We start from the raw sequence: 19,266 nt of genomic DNA on the forward strand, positions 1-19,266 counted from the left end.
AAAATTATGTCAGATATTAATATTAAAATCACCGATAGAGACGGTGTAGCTCACGATATTGTAGCACCAACGGATATGTCCATGAACTTAATGGAGATCATCCGTTCTTATGAATTAGCAGAAGAGGGAACTATCGGAGTTTGCGGCGGGATGGCGATGTGTGCCTCATGTCAGGTGTATGTGATCAATGATCCGGGACTTGTAGAAATGGGTGATGAAGAAGATGCCATGCTTGCTGAGGCATTCCATGTTAAAGAAAACAGCCGATTGGGATGCCAGCTGCATATCGTAGAAGAAATGGAAGGACTGGAAGTGGAGATTGCTCCTTATCCTTAGAATGCCTTACTCTTAAAATAAAAAACTCCTGCAAATAGCAGGAGTTTTTTTGATATCTATCGAATTATCAGCTATTGTTTTGTCAAAGTAATATTGTCAGGTAATGGCTGAGGAAATGGATTTGTATTATAATATTGACAGGATGAAGTAATGATATCCGTTGTATTCATAAATTTCCAATCTAAGGTAGAGTTAGAACTATATGTAAAACTTATAAATATATCACCTGAAATGTCACAAATATCAGGGTCTATATAAAATAATGAATACCTTTTATTTGGAATAGTAAAGAATCGTGTTCCTTCAATTTTAGTATTATTATCTAATAAGTTTGTATTATCGTAAAGTATAGTTCCTGAAGGGTTTACTACTTTAAATTTACCTACTAAAACATCTTTATAATACGGATTACTTTCCTTATGATCTAAATATTTTTTTATCCTCTTAAATGTGATAAAGAAAGTTTTATTATCCCAATTCCCTTTCCAGGTTCCTTCATAAGGAATAAGCTCATTATTTAAGTCTTGAATATATGCATTAGTAGGAACATCTGTATTCGTACTCAATGGATAGACTTGTGCACAACTAAAAAGTATCAAATGCAAAGTTATCAAAATGAATATTTTTTTCATAAAATCTTTACATTATTGTTTTATTAGAACAATTTCTTTTGGAAGTGCTGTAGGAAAAGGAGTTGTACTATAATATTGACAATCTGTCGTAATCATGTTACTGCCCTCATTGTATTTCCAATTAAGCTGTGTTTTAGAAGGATCTGTAAAATTTATAACAATATTCCCTGATGTATCACAAAGATCTTTATCTATGTAGATGAGAGAATACTTGTCTCCATATCTTCTAAAATTTACACCTACAATTTTAGTCTTATTGTCTTCTAAATTTGTATTATCAAAAATAATATTACCATTTAAGTCTGTCACTTTAAATCTTGCCACTAAATAATCTCTATAATATTTAGTTACGGCATTGTAGGTATTTAAGATTTTTTTAAAGTTTACATAGATAATTTTATTATTCCAAGTCCCTTTCCAGGTTCCTTCATATGCAGGCAGTTCATTATTGATGTCTTTTTGATATGAATTTTCAGGAAGATCTATTTCTGTAGGTCTTAGTGAATAAACCTGTTGTGCTTTAGTGTAAATAGCTACACTAAATAATATAAATAAAAATATTTTTTTCATTAAGCTCCATTTTAATTGTATTACCAGTGGATATATCTGTGCACAACTAAAAATATTGAATATAGAAGTTATTATAAATACTCTCTTACAAAATTTCATTTACTGTCTCGTTAAAAATATTGTAGTTTTATAAGGTATTGTAGGCGAAAAATTAGATGGACAAAGACCTTCTTTGATAATTTCTTGATCTGCCAACATAAATAGGCTCATTTGATTCGGTGTTTCCTGCTTTATCCTTAAATATACTGTTCCATATTCACCACATTGACTATTTCCTACAAAATACATTCTATATGCTTTAAGATCTGCTTGAAAGTTTAAGCCTATAAAATTAGTTTTAGTATCATCAGTCACGTTAAATGAAGTATACAAAGTATTCCCATTACTATCTTTTAATTGAAGCCTTCCTACCAATATATCTGTCTTTTGACCCAGATCTTCATATAAGATTTTATTCAATTTAATTTCATAAGATTTACCATTATGGTTTCCTTTCCAAACACCGATATATTGATGTAAAGAATTATTTATATCTTTTGCATAGTTGTAATCTGCACAATTGGGATTATTCAAACACTGTGCTGCTGATTCCAAAGAAATAGTTTGAGCATTGCACGCACTTATAAAAAATGTAATAATAACAATTAAATATTTCATACTTTTACTTTTTAATTAATTTGGACAATTTGTTTCATTTGTACTTTTTTTATCATCATTTAAACTTATTTCAGTATTTGTTCCGTCTGCATTCATCCGATATAAAGTAATGCCTTTGAGATTCATTTTTTCACTTAAAAACTGAAGAAATCCAAGTTCTAATTTACTTTGATTATCAATGCTTTTCTGCATAAAAATAGTATATGGAGCCCTAAATGCTGCCGCTTCCTCATCGGTGAAAGTCTTGATTTGATACTGATTTCCTGTAAATCGTATTTGATAATTCTGTATAGTAGCAATCATTCCTGCGTAAACATCATTTAAAGGTCTACCCTCATCATGAGCATTTTTAACTAAATCCATAAAATACGTGATATCTGCAGGAGATAATATTTTAATTCCTGTTCTTGTAACATCTACTTGCTGAAAATCATCATAATAAGTATAACTATCTACATGTGTATGAAGAAAGCCTTTTATATTTTTATTTTCTGGTAAATTAGGATCTGGCAAACTCAATGAATTATTTGTATTTGTTGCTGAAGCATTATCATGATAAACATACTGACCATTTACTCTCTGTGTAAAGCCTGTTTCTTTTTTTAAACCTGTATCGCTTTCCAATACGTTAATTTTACTATAAAAATCTACATTACTTCTTTGTGATTTTATTTTTCTACAAGGATCTATTTCTTCAGGTATTTCAGGATATTCATATCCATTGTTTCCATCTCCACCGCCATCCATTCCAATAGGATCAAATGTCTTTGGCGGGATGCCGGTACCACCCTGATATTCACAATTGGTAACAGATGTTGTATAAGGTACACAATCTGTTTCATTTTCAAAACATCCTATTGTCAGCCATCTTGTTGTACATACGAAAGCGGGAGTTTTAGATAATACGCCAGCTTTTGCTTCAATTACTTCATCATATTTAGTAACATTGGAATACATGGCAAGATTAAAAAATTCAACAAGGTCCTTATTATCTTTTTCATAAAAAAACACTTTATTTCCTGTTCTAACCGCCTCCATTAAAAGTACTACTTTATTATCTTTAATGATAGGTACTAGAGCATATGTTTCATTAAAATTACCAAAAGTCATGGCATAATCCCAGTTCAGTTCCCCATATCGAGTCCTTACATGTTCCAGATTGGCAACTTTCAGGAAAACCTGCTGTACTTTATTGATATACACATTATCTTCTTTCCAGAAACTCCGTGAAGCAAATTTGGCAGACATATTTTTTGAATTTTTCTGTGATTGGCTTTCAGCAGCCAGATCATCACGGACACAAGAACTCATACTGAGTATTGTTACAATCACCAGAAGCATTCTGGTAAGATGTATTTTTCTTTTCATAAGCATTTGTTTTTTGTTTTTTAAATATAATGTATTTTTCACAACCAAATGAATAATTTAATGAATGTGAAACAAGACAATTTTACAACAAATATTTTACTCACCATTGCGGGATTCCATAATTTCTAAAACTTTGTCATTGTATAGGATACAGGTGAGGTGAAATAATGTTTTTGCTTCATATTTTTCTTTGATTTGGTTTCTTTTCTTTTCTTTTTAATTGAACTTAGACTATTAGGTCTGATGTCATTTTTTTCAACTTATTTGCAATTTCAACTTGATTTAATCCTTGCTGCAGGTTCTTAATTATTCTATTGTGTTCATGTGATAAAATTATTACTCTCTTAAATGAGAACCTTACGGTTAACCTCATACAAAATATAAACTCCTGAAAAATAATTTTTCAGGAGTTTTTTTTATGAATTATATTAGATTGTTTTTTTGGAGTTTCTAGATTGGCTATATCTCATCTTTAGAAATCCATTTACCAACAGCTGGCGCTTTATAGTTTCTCATTTTTTCCAGCAGTTCATTAACAGAATCACTGATCAACAGGATTTTCTGATTCACCTGTTTTAAAAATCCTTTTTCTACCATGTTTTGAACCAACTTGATGAGGTCGTTATAAAAACCATCGATATTGAGGATTCCAATAGGTTTTTGATGAAGTCCAAGCTGTGCCCAGGTGATCATTTCGAAGAACTCTTCCAATGTTCCGTAACCACCGGGAAGAACGATGACTCCGTCACAGAGCTCATTCATTTTTGTCTTTCTTTCGTGCATCGTTTCTACTACAATAAGCTCGGTAAGCCGGGTGTGGGCAATTTCTTTAGACTGTAAAAAACGCGGCAGTACACCTATTACTTTTCCGCCTTCCTGTAATGCGCCATCTGCAACAGCTCCCATAAGCCCTACATCAGCACCTCCATATACCAATTGAATATTTTGTTGAGCCAATGTTTGTCCAAGCAATACGGCCTGATTTTTAAATATTTCGTCCGAGCCGAAGCTTGAACCGCAAAATACAGTGATACTTTTCATTGTTCATTTTTTTAGAAAAAGAATATCCAAAATCATCTGACTTTGGATATTCAATATAAAAAATTTATGCTTAATTATTATGTTTTAATCATTTCCCAAGTTCCCTTAGTTCCGAAGGAAATATATAATAATTTCTGTATAAAACTAATTCCTCCTTTGATTTTCCAGTTTCCGAGACAAGAGTTTGAAGAATTTAAAACACCGGAATATAAAATAGGATTATGTTTTTTCTTTTCATCTTCTATTTTTTTTCTGTTATTTTTAAGTAGCATGGTTTTGATTGGCATTTGTTTGACAAACTCAATATGATTACCACTTAGCTTTCCTTCAATTGTTCCTAAACCTTTGGTGCCATAATTTTCATCAATATCTTGTACTGTTCCAATAAATTTTTCACCATCAAATTCTTTAATTTCTAATATAAATTCAACTTCTTTATTGTTGAATTCAGAATTTTGATTCATGTTATATTTATATTTTCCTTTCCAAGTTCCTATCATGGCTTAAATTTTATTTCTTCGGAATATTCGCTAAAATATCTTTCAGGAAACTCCAGAATTTTTGTGCAGATGGAATATTTGCTTTTTCTTCAGGAGAGTGAGCTCCGCGAATGGTAGGACCAAAACTTACCATTTCCATGGCAGGATAATTGGCACCGATGATTCCACATTCCAGCCCTGCATGACAGGCTACTACCTGAGGTTTTTCTTTAAATTTATCAATATAGAGCTTCTCCATCAACTGAACGATTTCAGAACCCGGTTTTGGTTTCCATCCCGGATAAGAACCGCTGAATTCTACATTCATTCCTGCTAATTCAGAAACAGATTTTAATTGCTCTGATACTGAATCTTTTGAAGAATCTACGGATGATCTTGAAAGGTTAAGGATTTTTAAGTTTCCTCCTTTCAGTTCCACCCTTGCTACATTGTTTGAAGATTCTACCAGGTCTTTTACATCCGGACTCATTCTGTAAACACCGTTATGAAGAGATTTTAGAACCAGAATGATTTTTCTGGAATCTGCTTCAGAAACTGCTTTTTCAGAAGTTGTTGAGTGTTCAATATTGATTTGAAGATGAGGCTCTATTGTTGCAAATTCTTCTAAAATTTCTTTTTTCAGTCCTGATGTAACCTCTTCAATAAATTCCTGTGCGTTTCTTACCGAAACAAGGGCAACACCTTCTCTTGGAATGGCATTTCTCAAGCCACCGCCATCGATAGAAATCAGCTGGATATTTTCTTTTGCCAATCCTTTGTATAAAAGTCTTCCTATGATTATGTTGGCATTTCCAAACCCTTTATGGATATCCATTCCGGAGTGACCGCCCTGCAAACCTTTTACTTCAATTCTTACAATCTGTCCTTTTGAAGCTTCTGTTTGATAGTCCTGTGTAACGGTTACGTCAATTCCTCCTGCACAACCGATGTCGATTTCATCATCTTCTTCCGTATCAAGATTTAATAAAATCTCACCAGTTAACTGTCCTGGCTGCAAACCTATGGCTCCGGTCATACCCGTTTCTTCATCAATCGTAAATAATGCTTCCAAATCAGGATGTGGAATGTCTGAACTTTCAAGAATAGACATGATGGTAGCAACTCCCAAACCGTTGTCGGCTCCCAGTGTTGTTCCTTTTGCCTTTACCCAATCGCCATCGATCTCCATTTTGATACCTTCCGTTTCAAAATCAAAAGTAACGTCATTGTTTTTTTGGCAAACCATATCCAGGTGAGACTGCAGAACGATTGATTTGCGGTCTTCCATTCCTGCAGTGGCAGGTTTTTTAATGATCACATTTCCTACACCGTCTACGATAGTTTCCAATCCTAAACTTTCACCAAATTCTTTGATGAATGCAATTACTTTTTCTTCTTTCTTTGATGGTCTTGGAACCGCATTTAATTTGGAGAAATTTTTCCAGATTATCTGTGGTTCTATGTTAGATAATTCCATGAAATTTTATTTTTATCAAAATTACGAAATAAAAAATGCTTCTGTAAATTCAGAAGCATTCTTTTTTATAGGCAGGCTATATGTTGGTACATAACAGCGGTTACTATTTTATTAACATCCGCATTCGCCGTAAATAGGAGTGGTTTCAATACTGCCATCAGGTTTTTCAATCGTCATGGTACCTTCAAACAATAAAGCTTCTTCCTTTTTTATTTTTTTACCTTTTACGGAGATTTTATAATCGCCGCTTTCTATTTCTTTGCTCAGTTCTTCATCCGCTTCCATATCGCTTGAAGAGATAAGATTCATAGCCAGTCTTTTACCATCCAGCTTCATATAAGCTGTTTTTCCCGCATCATCAGCGTAAATGTATTTTTCCGCTTCAAAATCTGCTTTGTTTTTGGCGAAATAGCATGAACATTCTTTAATTTCTTTAGGGAAAGGAAAGGGTTCGATTAAGATTTTACCTGCAGAAGCATTCACTTTCGTGGAGTCGTGAACAGTAGCCATTGAATCTTTAGATACAGCGCCTGAAACGGTTTCTTTATCTTTTTTACATGCAGTCAGCAGAAATGCTGAAAAGAAAATAATTAAGTATCTCATTGTCTGTATTGTTTTATCCTCTGGCTCTTTCTAAAAGCACCATCATCAATAAAGAAAGTACTACTAAACTCTCGTCTTCATCCGGAATGTCAATTATTCTGTCAAGCTGGAATCTTCTTCCAAAGAATGAAGGCATTTTTTTTAATTTGAAATATTCTTTTCCGTCAGCTCCGGTTACCGTGTAAGAAGGGTTCAGGAAATATCCGGTGAACATTCCTATGATGGGAATTTCTCCAACCATTCCGTCAAAAAATCTTACCCATGCACTGTCTTCTTTAATTGTGAATTTAGGTTGATCATTAGAGTCTAGGATGTCATATGATGCTTTCCAGATAGAACGCATTCCTTTTCTGGCCAGTCTTCCGTAATTTTTATTGTCGATAAGATCATTTAAAGAATAAGAAGCATTAAAATCGATCCACTGATTGGCTTTAATTCTGAAAAGCTCTTTGGATTTGCTTTCATCATTAAAAACAATGACATCTTCTTTTAGCTTAAACATTTTCTGGCGAACATAGGCTACATAATTACCGTTTTTATCGGTAATATTGAAGTCGCTGGCTAAGGTGGAGATTTTAAATTTAAAATCAAGGGGATAATTAAGGTTTTTAAGTACCATTAGTTTATTATTTTCTCAAATTAATATATTCCAAAGATAATTTATTTATTGGAATTATATCATTATTTAACCACCGTAAAATCACGGATAATCATCTTTTTGTCTTATTTTTGTAGTATGGATTATCCTAGTAAAGTTCTGGCAAAAGCGGTAGATGAAATTTCCGGATTACCGGGGATCGGCAGGAAAACTGCCTTGCGTTTAGCATTACATTTATTGAAACAGCCGAATTCCAGAGCATTGAGTCTTGGAAACTCACTGATTAACCTTGTTACAGAAATTAAGTACTGTAAAGAATGCCACAATTTTTCCGATTTTGAGGTCTGCGAAATCTGCAGTAATCATAAAAGAAATGACGAGCTGATCTGTATTGTAGAAGATGTACGCGATGTAATTGCCGTAGAAAATACAGGGAAGTATACAGGAAAATATCTGATCTTAGGTGGAAAAATCTCTCCGATGGAAGGCATAGGTCCCAATCAGCTTAATATTCCGAGTATAGAAAAAAAGCTGAATGAAGGAAAAGTGAAAGAATTTATTTTTGCGCTGAGTGCCACGATGGAAGGAGATACGACAGCCTATTATATTTATAAGAAATTTAAAAATCTCGATGTGAGTTTTTCAAGCATTGCAAGAGGAATCTCAGTGGGAGACGAACTTGAATATGCGGATGAAATTTCTTTAGGAAGATCAATCATCAACAGGCTTCCGTATAACGAAAAGGATTAAATTGAACAAGAATAACCATGAAGCTGTCCATCATTATCGTTAATTATAACGTCACGCAATTGCTTAACAATTGTCTACTTTCTATTCAGAAATATGTAGAAGTAGACCATGAGGTCATTATTATTGATAATGCCTCGCCAGACAGTTCGTGGAAAAATCTTATCACCAAGTTTCCTGAATTTCATTTTATAGCATCTCCAGCGAATGAGGGTTTTGCAAAAGCCAATAATAAAGCCATTACAACAGCAAAAGGAGAGTATCTTTTGTTGTTAAATCCTGATACAGAGTTGGAAGGGGATTATATGAAAGATATATTGGACTTTACGGATGCAAAAGAAAGTTTCGGATGTCTGGGCGTAAGGATGCATGATGCAAAGGGAAATTTCCTGCCGGAAAGCAAGCGTTCGGTTCCTGATATGTTCAATTCTTTTGAAAAGCTATTTACGAACTTTAAAAAGAATAATTCAAAATCCTATTATAGAAATGATATTGGGGAATACGAAACAACATCAATTGATGTGGTTACCGGAGCATTTTTATTGATAAAGAAAGAGGTTTACGAAAAAACAGGCGGCCTGGATGAAACCTACTTTATGTATGGTGAAGATATCGACATCTGTTATACTTTGCTGAAAAAAGGATATAAAAACTATTATTACGGAAAAGCTTCCATTCTGCATCATAAAGGGGAGAGTACAATAAAGGATGAGGTGTATCTGGAGCGGTTCTACGGTGCCATGCAGGTCTTCATTAATAAATATTACAGGGATGCTAAACCGGTGCAGTATTCGTTTTTGAAAGCAGGGCTAAACTTAAGGCATAAAATCGAGAAGATTAAACTTAAATAGAAAATAAAAAAGCAGTTCAATTTGAACTGCTTTTATTTTGTATGTAATGAGCTATTTGCTTATTTAGCGGGAGCCGTTGCCGGTGCCTGAGCTGGTGTAGAAGAAGCAGGAGCAGATTGCTGTGCCGGAGCTTCTTTCTTAACGGGTTGTTTTGCAGCAGCTACTTGTGAAGGCTTACCTGTAATCACAACGCTTAAAAGGATAAGAACAATGATTGTTCCGCCTAGAGTCCATGTAGATTTTTCCATGAAATCATTTGTTCTCTGTACTCCAAACTGTGCAGGTGAAGCACCTCCGAAAGTACTTGATAGGCCACCTCCTTTCGGGTTTTGAGCCATAACAACAATTACCAGTAAAACACTAGCAATCATAATAAGAACCATCAATAGTATAAATATAGTATCCATTAATTTTGATATCTTTTTGAATGGGCAAATTTAATCTTTTTTTATCGAATGACAAAAAAAAGCCCGTAAATATTACTAAAAATAAAAAACGGCAGCATTTGCTACCGTTTTTCTATCTATTAAGGTGCTCTTATTTGAAATCAGAATCTTTAGCCTGGTTTACCACATAAGATTTTACTGCAAGGTTGATATCCATTCCACCCATATTCTGGATGATCGTGAATGGTAATTTTACCCCTGATACCTCTTTGTAATCGGCATAGCTTGTAGGAACTGAACCTTGCTCACCGCCTTTTACTTCACCGGTTTTTAAGCCTGTTTTTACACTATAGTAGTAGGTGTCTTTTGCTCCTTTTACCACGTAAGAATCTTCATTGTTATATTTTTCGATTCCGGCTAATTTGTATTCCGCTGATTTAGCAAAAGTTAATTCCGGGAAAAGTTCAGGATCAGACATTTCAGCTTTCTGCTTGTCATTAAGAGGAACTTTCTGTCCTTGTGCTTCTACATATCCGCTTTTACCGTCGAAGATGATTTTTTGAACGGTGTTACCCATCATTTTCATTTCCATAGCCATTTTTCCACCTTTAGCCTGGATTAACTTCATGGTCATATCCATTCCCTGTACTTTCGTAGTAGCATCGGTAGCAATAGAAGTTACTTTCTGTACCGCGGCCAATCCTCCGATTGCGTTGATGTATTTATCTGCAACAGATCCTAAAGTAACACTGGCGTCCACTTTTTGGGCAGCAGCTTTAGCTACAGGATTGGCATCTTTATCAAAATACTTTACTGGGTAGCCTAATTTTTCCAGACCTTCAGAAATATCAGATGCTTTACCGGCAATGAAAATTCTGCTTTGGTTAGGAAGGATCGTAGCTTTTACAGCATTGGTAATATCTACAGTCGTTACTTTATCGATAGATTTCAGGTAATTCGTATAGAAATCAGAAGGAAGGTCCTGAACTTTTTGATTTAAAGCAAATCTTGCAATTGTTTCTGGTTTTTCTAAAGACATAATGAAAGATCCTTTCAATTTAGCTTTAGCATTTTCCAGTTCTTCAGGTTTTACCGTAGAGATAGCGTTAAGTTCATTCATGAATTCTTTAACTGCTTTATCTGTTACTTCGTTTCTTACACTTGATTCAGCAGAGAATTCCGGAGAATACTTGCTTGCTGTCATACTTGAGTAAGCACCATACGTAAATCCGTTCTTTTCACGAAGGTTCATGAAAAGTCTTGCTTCACCACCGCCACCTAGAATGTAGTTGGCCATTGTTGCAGCGAAGTAGTTCGGATCTTTCATTTTCAGGTTGTTCAGGTTGCTTACTGAAACCACAGACTGTACAGCGGAAGGAACGTCAACTACATTAATCTCTGTTTTTGCTACATTAGAAGCAGGTTCCAGAGGAGCAAAAGTGGTATTGGCTTTTTTCCAGCTGCTGAATGCTTTTTCAACCATAGGTTTTACCTGATCGAATTTCACATCTCCCACAATTACTAAATACGCATTGTCCGGAGCGTAATATTTTTTGTACACGTTCTGTACGTCTGCCAATTGAATTTTACCGATAGATTCAACGGTTTCGAATTCTCCTCTTGAAGTATTTTTCCCATACATCAAAGCATTGGAAACTCTTGCTGCAATAGATGAAGCATTCTTCTCATCAGATTTTAAACCTTCAATCGTTCTTTCTTTAGAATTTTGAATTTCTTCAGCAGAGAATTTTGGATTCACGATAGCATCAGCCATTAATCCTAATACTTCAGGGAAATATTTAGATAGTGAGCTTGCAGAAGCACCTCCGGAAGAGAAATTTAAGTTAGCTCCTAAAAAGTCTACCTTTTTATTGAACTCATCCTTGCTCATATTGGTAGTTCCGTTTTCAAGCTGTTCTGCCATGATTTCGCTTACCCCTGTGATATTTCCTTCATAGTAAGGAGGTCTGTCCATAGAAAGGCTTGCGCTTACTCTTGGAAGTTTGTTGTTTTCCACAACCATTACTGTAAGACCGTTGCTCAGTTGGAAAGTCTTTGGTTTCGCAATGTTGATCGCTGGAGTAGGCCCCGGCTTAGGCATTGCATTAAGGTCTATTTTTTGTGCTGAAAGCATTCCTGCGAATAAAAATGCTACCGCCATATATGTTAATTGCTTTTTCATTTGTAAAAAATTGTTTTTTAATCCTGTTTTAAATCATTGATAATATGTAAGATTGACCGACTGTACGTCTTATATCTTGAATATTATATCTGTATCTATTTGGGGATTATTTCTTTTCAGGAACGTAATTAATGATTATTCTTTGGTTAGAATTCAAATACTTCTTAGCCGCATTCTGCAGATCTTGTCTGGTGATAGATCTGTAAATGTCAATTTCTTTATTGATAAGGTTGGTATTTCCCATCAATACGTGGTTGGTTGCCAATGAAGCGGCAATTCCCTGAATGCTTGAATTTTGATTTACAAACTGGTTTTCAAACTGGTTCTGAAGTTTCTGATAATCTTCCTCAGAAATTAAAGTCGTCTGAAGCTTTTTGATTTCAGCATCGATGTCAGCCTGCAGCGTTTGCTTGGTAGTCTGCCCCATTGGGATTGCAAAGAATGCGAAAATACTGTAATCTTCAAGACCTTGGTTGAAAGCAGCTACCTGAAGCGCTTTTTTCTCCTGATCTACTAATTTTTTGTATAAAACTGAAGATTTACCGCTGCTTAAATACGAAGAAAGCATATCAAGGATGTAGGCATCTTTCTCTTTGTTTGCAGGGGTTCTGTACGCGAAAACATAAGCCGGAAGCTGGATGTTCGGGTCAGTTGCTGTTACTTCTTTTTCCTGAGTGATAGGAGCGTCTTTAGGATAGTCTTTAGGGTAAAGAGTTCCTTTAGGGATTCCTCCGTAATAGTCTTCGATCCATTTTTTAGTTTCTCCAATTTTAATATCTCCAGCCACTACCAGCGTAGCGTTGTTTGGAACATAGTATTTTTTATAGAATGCCTGGAATTCTTCTAATTTAGCAGAATTTAAATCATCCATAGAACCAATTGTCGGCCAGTTGTATGGGTGGTTGGTAAACAGGTTTTTCTGAATGGTTGGGAAAAGATTTCCGTAAGGCTGATTGTCCATTCTTAATCTTTTCTCTTCTTTCACTACCTCTCTCTGGGTATCTACTCCAATCTGGTTAATCACGGCATGACGCATTCTTTCAGCTTCCATCCAAAGACCTAACTGTTCGTTGTTAGACGGGAAAGTTTCATAGTAATACGTTCTGTCATTTGTTGTATTGGCATTGTTTTGTCCTCCGTTTGAAGAAACAATTTTAAACCAGTCGCCTCTTTTGATATTTGGGGTACCCTCGAATAAAAGGTGCTCGAAAAAGTGTGCAAAACCCGTTCTCCCTTTTACTTCATCTTTAGCACCTACGTGGTACATTACACCCGTTGTAACTACCGGTGCAGAATTGTCTTGATGAAGAATTACGTGAAGACCGTTTGGAAGGTCGTACTCTTCGAATTTAATTTGTTGCGCGTTCAGCATCATTCCGAAGAAAGCCACAGCAGCAACAGAAAGAAGTCGTTTTTTCATAAAAGTAGAAATTGTTTTAGAAATAAGTCCTCAAAATATTCTAATTGTTACAATAATGTGAATATTTTTTTAATGATTTTTGTCCGCGGAAAATAATTCTTAAAACCTAATAGCAAATGCTTGTGTACCACCTTTTTGTTCTTGCGGTTATTAAGAATAATCATCCATGAAATTAAAGTGAACAATCATTGTTCAAAAGCTGTCAGTAAAGAAAGATTGTAGGTAATTATCTGGCGAGAAAAATTTAAAAGGAGAGATCCATTAATTATTATCGAAACACAAAAACGGTCAGTAACAGATGCATTAATTTTTATAAATGAATTCATAATTTGAATTCTCCTTTTAATACATTAATTTTGTATTCCCAAATTTTTTTTGCCGTATGGATTATCTGAAAGGACTCAATGAACCACAACATGAAGCTGTTACTACGATACAAGGCCCTTTGATGGTACTTGCCGGTGCCGGTTCCGGAAAAACGCGTGTGCTTACCATGCGTATCGCTCACCTGATCCATAATGGAATAGACCCATTCAACATTCTGGCGCTTACCTTTACCAATAAAGCGGCCCGTGAAATGAAAGACCGTATCGCAAAAGTGGTAGGGATGAGCAATGCAAGAAGCCTTTGGATGGGAACCTTTCACTCTGTTTTTGCAAGAATTCTGAGAAGTGAAGCCCATCTTCTGGGATATCCTTCCAATTTTACGATCTATGACCAGCAGGATGCCCTGAATGTCATCAGAAAAGTATTGAAAGACATGAATATCGATGCTGATCTTTATAAACCTAAAAAAGTTCAGTCAAGAATTTCCACCTATAAAAACAACCTGATTACGGTAAAAGCGTATTTCAACAACCCGGAATTGATTGAAGCAGATGAAAAAGCCAACATGAAATTCATCGGGCAGATCTATCAGAAATATGTAGATGCCTGCTACAGAAACGGAGCCATGGATTTTGATGATCTGTTGTTAAAAACCAATGAATTACTGACCCGTTTTCCTGAAGTGTTAGCAAAATATCAGGACCGTTTCAGATATATCATGGTGGATGAGTACCAGGATACCAACCATTCTCAGTACCTGATTGTAAAAGCGCTGTCTTCAAAATTTGAAAATATCTGCGTGGTGGGAGACGATGCACAGTCGATTTATTCCTTCCGTGGAGCGAATATTTACAATATCCTTAACTTCAAAAAAGATTATCCTGATGCCGTTACGGTTTCTCTGGAGCAGAATTACCGTTCTACCCAGAATATAGTGAATGCTGCGAATGTTGTGATTGCTAAAAACTTACAGCAGTTCAAGAAAAATGTATTCAGTGATAATGAAGAAGGCGATAAAATTAAAGTATACCGATCACTTTCCGATGCTGATGAAGCCAACTTCGTTGCCGGAAATATCTGGGAACTCAGAAACCGCGACCAGAGAAAATACAGCGATTTCGCTATTTTATACAGAACCAACTCTCAAACGCGTGCCTTTGAAGAGGCTTTAAGACGTAAAAATATTCCTTACAAAGTATACGGCGGACTTTCTTTCTACCAAAGGAAAGAAGTAAAAGATCTTGTCGGCTATCTGCGTCTTCTGATCAATGAAAATGACTCGGAAGCGCTGATGAGAATCATCAATTATCCTACAAGAGGAATTGGGGAGACTACCCAGAATAAACTGATTGTTTTTGCAGATGCCCAAAACGTTTCTGTTTCCAAAGTTTTGGATAATCTTCCGATGTATGCCCCTCAGTTAGGGTTCAATAATGGAGTTCTTAATAAACTGAATGATTTCTGGTCCATGATCAAAGCATTTCAGGTCTTATTAAAAACTGAAACCGCTTATGATGTGGCTATGGAAGTGGCTAAACGAAGCGGTTTGATTAAGTTTCTGAAAGATGATCAGACTCCCGAAGGGATTTCCCGTGTGGAAAACATTCAGGAATTAATGAACTCGATGCAGGGATTCATTGAAGAACAGATTCAGCAGGAAGATGGAGATCCAAGTCTATCCAATTTCCTTGAAAATATAGCCCTTTCTGCAGATACCCAGAATAAAGATGATGAAGAAGATATGGTTTCTCTGATGACCATTCACCTTTCCAAAGGACTGGAGTTCCCGGTGGTTCACCTGGTAGGTCTTGAGGAAAATCTGTTCCCGAGCTTTATGAGTTCTGCCACCAGAGAAGATCTTGAAGAAGAAAGACGTCTGTTTTATGTTGCTTTAACAAGAGCTGAAAAACAAGCGTTCTTTTCCTATGCTGTTTCCCGTTTTCAATGGGGTAAAATTACCGATGCCGAACCTTCAAGATTCCTTAGTGAAGTTGATGAGCAATATATAGAATTCGTTAATCCGGTGATGGAAAAAAGATTTATCAATAATTCAGGCGTTAAATCCAATATTTTTGATGAATATCCTACCGAGGCCAGAAGTTTCAGAAAAGTGGAAAAGAAAACCATTGAAAAGACCGAAAGCTCAAAACCTATTGCCGAACCGAGAAAACTGAAACCGGTAAGTACTGCGAAAATTATTAACCCAAGCGGATCTTCTTCTCAGGATATTGAAGTGGGAGATAAAGTAAGACACGATCGTTTCGGGGTTGGACAGGTTACTTTCTTAGACGGTACGGATCCACAGAATATAAAAGCAAAAGTGATATTCATGCATGAAGGCGAAAAGAATCTCATCCTGAAATATGCTAAGCTGACAAAAATTTAATTAAAGTGAAATTTTAACTTTAATACAGATCAAATAATTAGAAACGGATTCACACGAATCCGTTTTTTTTTGTGATGTATATTAACAGATCAGGGTCCGTTTTAGGATCTATTATAAAAGATATGAAATAGATGATAGGGATTTTCTATCACATATTAGTCTATCTGTTTTGTAGACTTATAAATATGTTTTACATTTGCTCCTTCAAAAAAAACATAAATTATAATAAATTATTAGAAAGCTATGATAAATAGAAAGACTTTTTTTTCCGCATCTGTTTTATTTTTTCTGGGATCTTATGCCTACGGACAAGAGAAACAAGAGAAAAAGGATACGGTGAAATCTACTAATGTGGAGGAAGTGGTGATTTTAGGATCAAGAAGCGGAGCGAGATCAAAAGTAGACAGTCCGGTTCCTGTAGATGTGTTCAATATCAAAGAATCTTCCGTTGTTTTGCCGCAATCTACGATCGGGCAGATTCTGAATGCCATTGCGCCGTCTTTTACTTCTACCATTCAGACTAATTCGGATGGAACAGACCACCTGGATCCTGCTCAGTTAAGAGGTCTTGGTCCGGATCAGGTATTGGTGTTGGTGAATGGAAAAAGAAGACATACCTCAGCATTAGTGAATGTAAACGGAACACCCGGAAGAGGAACGGTAGGAACAGATCTTAACTCGATTCCTTCTTTTGCTTTAACCCGGATTGAAGTACTTCGTGATGGTGCTTCGGCCCAGTACGGTTCAGACGCCATTGCCGGAGTGATTAACCTTGAATTAAAAAGAGATACCGGAAAACTGACCGGACAGTTGAGCTACGGTGGAAATCTAACGCCTACAGCCAATGACCATACCGGAGATTTTGATGGACAAAATATTCAGGTTGACCTTAATTACGGAAATAAAATAGGAAAGAAAGGCGGTTTTTATAATATCACCTGGTCTTCACAATTCAGAAATCCTACTTACAGAGCAGGAACAGAAAGCGGAGCCATTTACAATGCCTATAACGCGATTGAGAAGAGAGCGTTAAATGATGGAGTGAATCTTTCATCACTGTTTAACAATATCGGAAATACACCCAATTCCCAGCAGATCGTTAACTATATTCATCAGTATGCCCAAAATGTAAATTATTTTTCTCCTACGTTACAAGGTCAGATTCAGGGAGCGAACACCATTAGCGCGCTTCAGGGAATTTTAGGAGCAAATGTAACGGACCAGGAACTGGCATACAGAGGTTTGAACAGAAAAGATTTTAACATGCAGGTGGGACAGTCTAAACTGAATAATCACCAGCTTTTTGCCAATATTGAAGTTCCTCTGAATGACGACTGGAAGGTTTATACTTTTGGTGGCTATAGCTTCAGACACGGAACTTCGGGAGGTTTTTACAGAAGGCCTAACCAAAGCCGAACATTTACAGGATTGTATGCCGATGGTTATCTGCCACAGATCGGAACGGATATCCAGGATCTTTCGCTTTCAGCGGGAATTAAAGGAAATTGGAATGGCTGGAATGTGGATTTAAGTAATACGTTCGGACAGAATTCTTTTACCTATACTATTCAGAATACCGGAAATACTTCTTTAAGATTTGCTTCACCGAGTGAATTTAATGCCGGAGGATTGAGGTTCTCTCAGAATACCATCAATTTGGATCTGGCTAAAAAATATGATGTATGGAGCGGGATTAATATCGCTTTCGGGGCAGAGCACCGCTATGAAAATTTTAAAATAACAGCAGGAGATGAAGCTTCGTATGCAACCTACGATGTTTCAGGAAATGTATGGACAGGAAATTCTCAGCGTCCAACAGATTTCTTTGGAAATGCACTTCCGGGTGGCTCGCAGGTATTCAGTGGATTTACACCGGCAAATGCAGTGGATAGAAACAGACAGTCAGTAGCGGGATATGCAGATTTTGAATTTAATTTTACCGATTGGTTGTTGGTGGATGCGGCAGCGAGATATGAAAATTATTCAGATTTCGGGTCTACATTTAATTATAAGCTGGCTTCAAGAATTAAAGTTGATAAGAATCTGAATTTCAGACTGGCAGGTTCTACAGGGTTTAGAGCGCCTTCCATCCATCAGATTTACTATAATGTGACGTCCACTTTATTTACCAATGGTCAGCTGTTGGACGTGGGAACTTTCAGTAATGATTCCGAGATCGCAGGACTTTTGCAAATGCCAAAATTAAAACAGGAAACTTCGCAATCGGCAAGTGTAGGATTTACCTATAAAATTCCTTCTGTCAATCTAACCTTTACAGCAGATGGATATTTTACTAAAATTAAAAACAGAATCATCCTTACCGACCAGTTTTTGAGAGCAGATGTCCCTGTTGCTGCACAGATAGCTTATGATAAAGCACAAGTGAATGCAGCTCAATTCTTCACCAATGCCATCGATACGGAAACCAAAGGATTGGATATCGTTATTTCGCACAATACAAGATTCTCCGGCTTTAAACTGGATAATAATTTTGCTGTTAATCTTAACGAGACCAGAAAAGTAGGAAATATCCATTCTTCAGGGCTGCTGCAGTCTCCGAATCTGGAGAAAATTTATTTTTCTGAAAAATCAAGAGTATATCTGGAAGAGGCCGTGCCAAGAGTAAAAGCAAGTTTATCCCATACGCTTTCCTGGAAGAGTGCAAGCTTCTATCTTAGAAATACATACTTCGGAAAAGTAACCGGTGCAGATGTCATTGATGCCAATGGCGACGGTATTATTGGCTTTAACGAACATCAGCAAATTGCAGCTAAGATCATTACAGATGTATCTTTTGCGTATCAGTTTACCAAAAATGTAGGCTTGACGGTTGGAGTAAATAACCTTTTTGATATTTATCCTACCAAAAACCTTACGGCATCTACGAATAATGACCAGTTCATCTATTCCCGTTCAACGTCTCAGTTCGGGCAGAACGGAAGATATGTGTTTTCAAGACTTAATTTCAATTTTTAAAGGTTAAATAAAGTCAGGTCTAAATGTAGCTAACTTTATACCTTCTACAGCACAGTCTTCTGTCTGTATCGATTCAATAACCCTTGAGATAACCTGCTGTTCTGCAACACAGTGTTTTCCCAGGGGTATTTTTTATGCCAGAAGCAGGGTACTTCAGAAGTGGTTATTAAGTTTCTAATGAGCTTAAAGCCTCATGTTTGGCCTGTTTCCAGAATTTTGCACTGTCAACA

General features: G+C 36.1%; 17 protein-coding genes. 5 read left to right on the forward strand and 12 right to left on the reverse strand.

What is annotated here, in order from left to right:
• Positions 1-6 precede the first annotated feature (6 nt).
• The gene (locus IW15_RS08075; RefSeq protein ID WP_034710507.1) at positions 7-336 is read left to right on the forward strand and encodes a 2Fe-2S iron-sulfur cluster-binding family protein; all 330 of its coding nucleotides are present in this window, start codon (positions 7-9) and stop codon (positions 334-336) included.
• 71 nt (positions 337-407) lie between these two features.
• Here IW15_RS08075 and IW15_RS08080 read toward each other — a convergent pair whose 3' ends face one another.
• The 9 genes from IW15_RS08080 to IW15_RS08120 form a co-directional block, all read right to left on the reverse strand.
• A complete protein-coding gene (locus tag IW15_RS08080; RefSeq protein WP_131368523.1) occupies positions 408-968 on the reverse strand; it encodes a DUF6705 family protein in 561 nt (186 codons plus the stop codon).
• Between the two features lie 12 nt (positions 969-980).
• Positions 981-1,538 (reverse strand): DUF6705 family protein, encoded by a 558-nt coding sequence (locus IW15_RS08085; RefSeq protein ID WP_131368524.1) that lies wholly within the window; start codon positions 1,536-1,538, stop codon positions 981-983.
• A gap of 99 nt (positions 1,539-1,637) precedes the next feature.
• Positions 1,638-2,195 (reverse strand): DUF6705 family protein, encoded by a 558-nt coding sequence (locus tag IW15_RS08090; protein WP_034710510.1) that lies wholly within the window; start codon positions 2,193-2,195, stop codon positions 1,638-1,640.
• Positions 2,196-2,210: 15 nt separating this feature from the next.
• Positions 2,211-3,563: a hypothetical protein gene (locus IW15_RS08095; protein WP_131368525.1), complete on the reverse strand. Its 1,353-nt coding sequence runs from the start codon at positions 3,561-3,563 to the stop codon at positions 2,211-2,213.
• Positions 3,564-4,022: 459 nt separating this feature from the next.
• The gene (locus IW15_RS08100) at positions 4,023-4,604 is read right to left on the reverse strand and encodes an LOG family protein (protein WP_034710512.1); all 582 of its coding nucleotides are present in this window, start codon (positions 4,602-4,604) and stop codon (positions 4,023-4,025) included.
• Positions 4,605-4,681: 77 nt separating this feature from the next.
• Complete coding sequence (locus IW15_RS08105; protein WP_034710513.1) at positions 4,682-5,104, reverse strand: hypothetical protein; 423 nt, start codon at positions 5,102-5,104, stop codon at positions 4,682-4,684.
• 10 nt (positions 5,105-5,114) lie between these two features.
• On the reverse strand, positions 5,115-6,560 hold the full coding sequence (locus IW15_RS08110) for an aminoacyl-histidine dipeptidase (RefSeq protein ID WP_034710514.1): 1,446 nt from the start codon (positions 6,558-6,560) through the stop codon (positions 5,115-5,117).
• Positions 6,561-6,671: 111 nt separating this feature from the next.
• Entirely contained in the window at positions 6,672-7,163 is a 492-nt protein-coding gene (locus IW15_RS08115) for a hypothetical protein (protein ID WP_034710515.1), read from the reverse strand.
• A gap of 13 nt (positions 7,164-7,176) precedes the next feature.
• Positions 7,177-7,782, reverse strand: coding sequence for an LURP-one-related/scramblase family protein (locus IW15_RS08120; RefSeq protein WP_034710516.1), 606 nt, complete (start codon positions 7,780-7,782; stop codon positions 7,177-7,179).
• 117 nt (positions 7,783-7,899) lie between these two features.
• Here IW15_RS08120 and recR point away from each other — a divergent pair, with 117 nt between their 5' ends.
• Positions 7,900-8,511 (forward strand): recombination mediator RecR, encoded by a 612-nt coding sequence (gene recR / locus IW15_RS08125; RefSeq protein ID WP_034710517.1) that lies wholly within the window; start codon positions 7,900-7,902, stop codon positions 8,509-8,511.
• 11 nt (positions 8,512-8,522) lie between these two features.
• The gene (locus IW15_RS08130) at positions 8,523-9,359 is read left to right on the forward strand and encodes a glycosyltransferase family 2 protein (RefSeq protein WP_117584553.1); all 837 of its coding nucleotides are present in this window, start codon (positions 8,523-8,525) and stop codon (positions 9,357-9,359) included.
• Between the two features lie 59 nt (positions 9,360-9,418).
• Here the strand turns inward: IW15_RS08130 and secG are convergent, their stop codons facing one another.
• The 3 genes from secG to IW15_RS08145 all read right to left on the reverse strand — a co-directional run bounded on the left by secG (position 9,419) and on the right by IW15_RS08145 (position 13,347).
• Positions 9,419-9,766, reverse strand: a complete 348-nt coding sequence (secG, locus tag IW15_RS08135; RefSeq protein WP_034710519.1) for a preprotein translocase subunit SecG — start codon at positions 9,764-9,766, stop codon at positions 9,419-9,421.
• 130 nt (positions 9,767-9,896) lie between these two features.
• Positions 9,897-11,927 (reverse strand): M16 family metallopeptidase, encoded by a 2,031-nt coding sequence (locus tag IW15_RS08140; protein ID WP_034710520.1) that lies wholly within the window; start codon positions 11,925-11,927, stop codon positions 9,897-9,899.
• Between the two features lie 106 nt (positions 11,928-12,033).
• The gene (locus IW15_RS08145; RefSeq protein WP_034710521.1) at positions 12,034-13,347 is read right to left on the reverse strand and encodes a M16 family metallopeptidase; all 1,314 of its coding nucleotides are present in this window, start codon (positions 13,345-13,347) and stop codon (positions 12,034-12,036) included.
• A 382-nt stretch (positions 13,348-13,729) separates the two neighbouring features.
• Here IW15_RS08145 and IW15_RS08150 point away from each other — a divergent pair, with 382 nt between their 5' ends.
• Both IW15_RS08150 and IW15_RS08155 read left to right on the forward strand, forming a co-directional pair.
• Positions 13,730-16,060: an ATP-dependent helicase gene (locus IW15_RS08150; RefSeq protein WP_034710522.1), complete on the forward strand. Its 2,331-nt coding sequence runs from the start codon at positions 13,730-13,732 to the stop codon at positions 16,058-16,060.
• Between the two features lie 243 nt (positions 16,061-16,303).
• Positions 16,304-19,036: a TonB-dependent receptor plug domain-containing protein gene (locus IW15_RS08155; RefSeq protein ID WP_034710523.1), complete on the forward strand. Its 2,733-nt coding sequence runs from the start codon at positions 16,304-16,306 to the stop codon at positions 19,034-19,036.
• Positions 19,037-19,266 lie beyond the last annotated feature (230 nt).

Source organism: Chryseobacterium soli (assembly GCF_000737705.1).
Lineage (GTDB): Bacteria > Bacteroidota > Bacteroidia > Flavobacteriales > Weeksellaceae > Chryseobacterium > Chryseobacterium soli.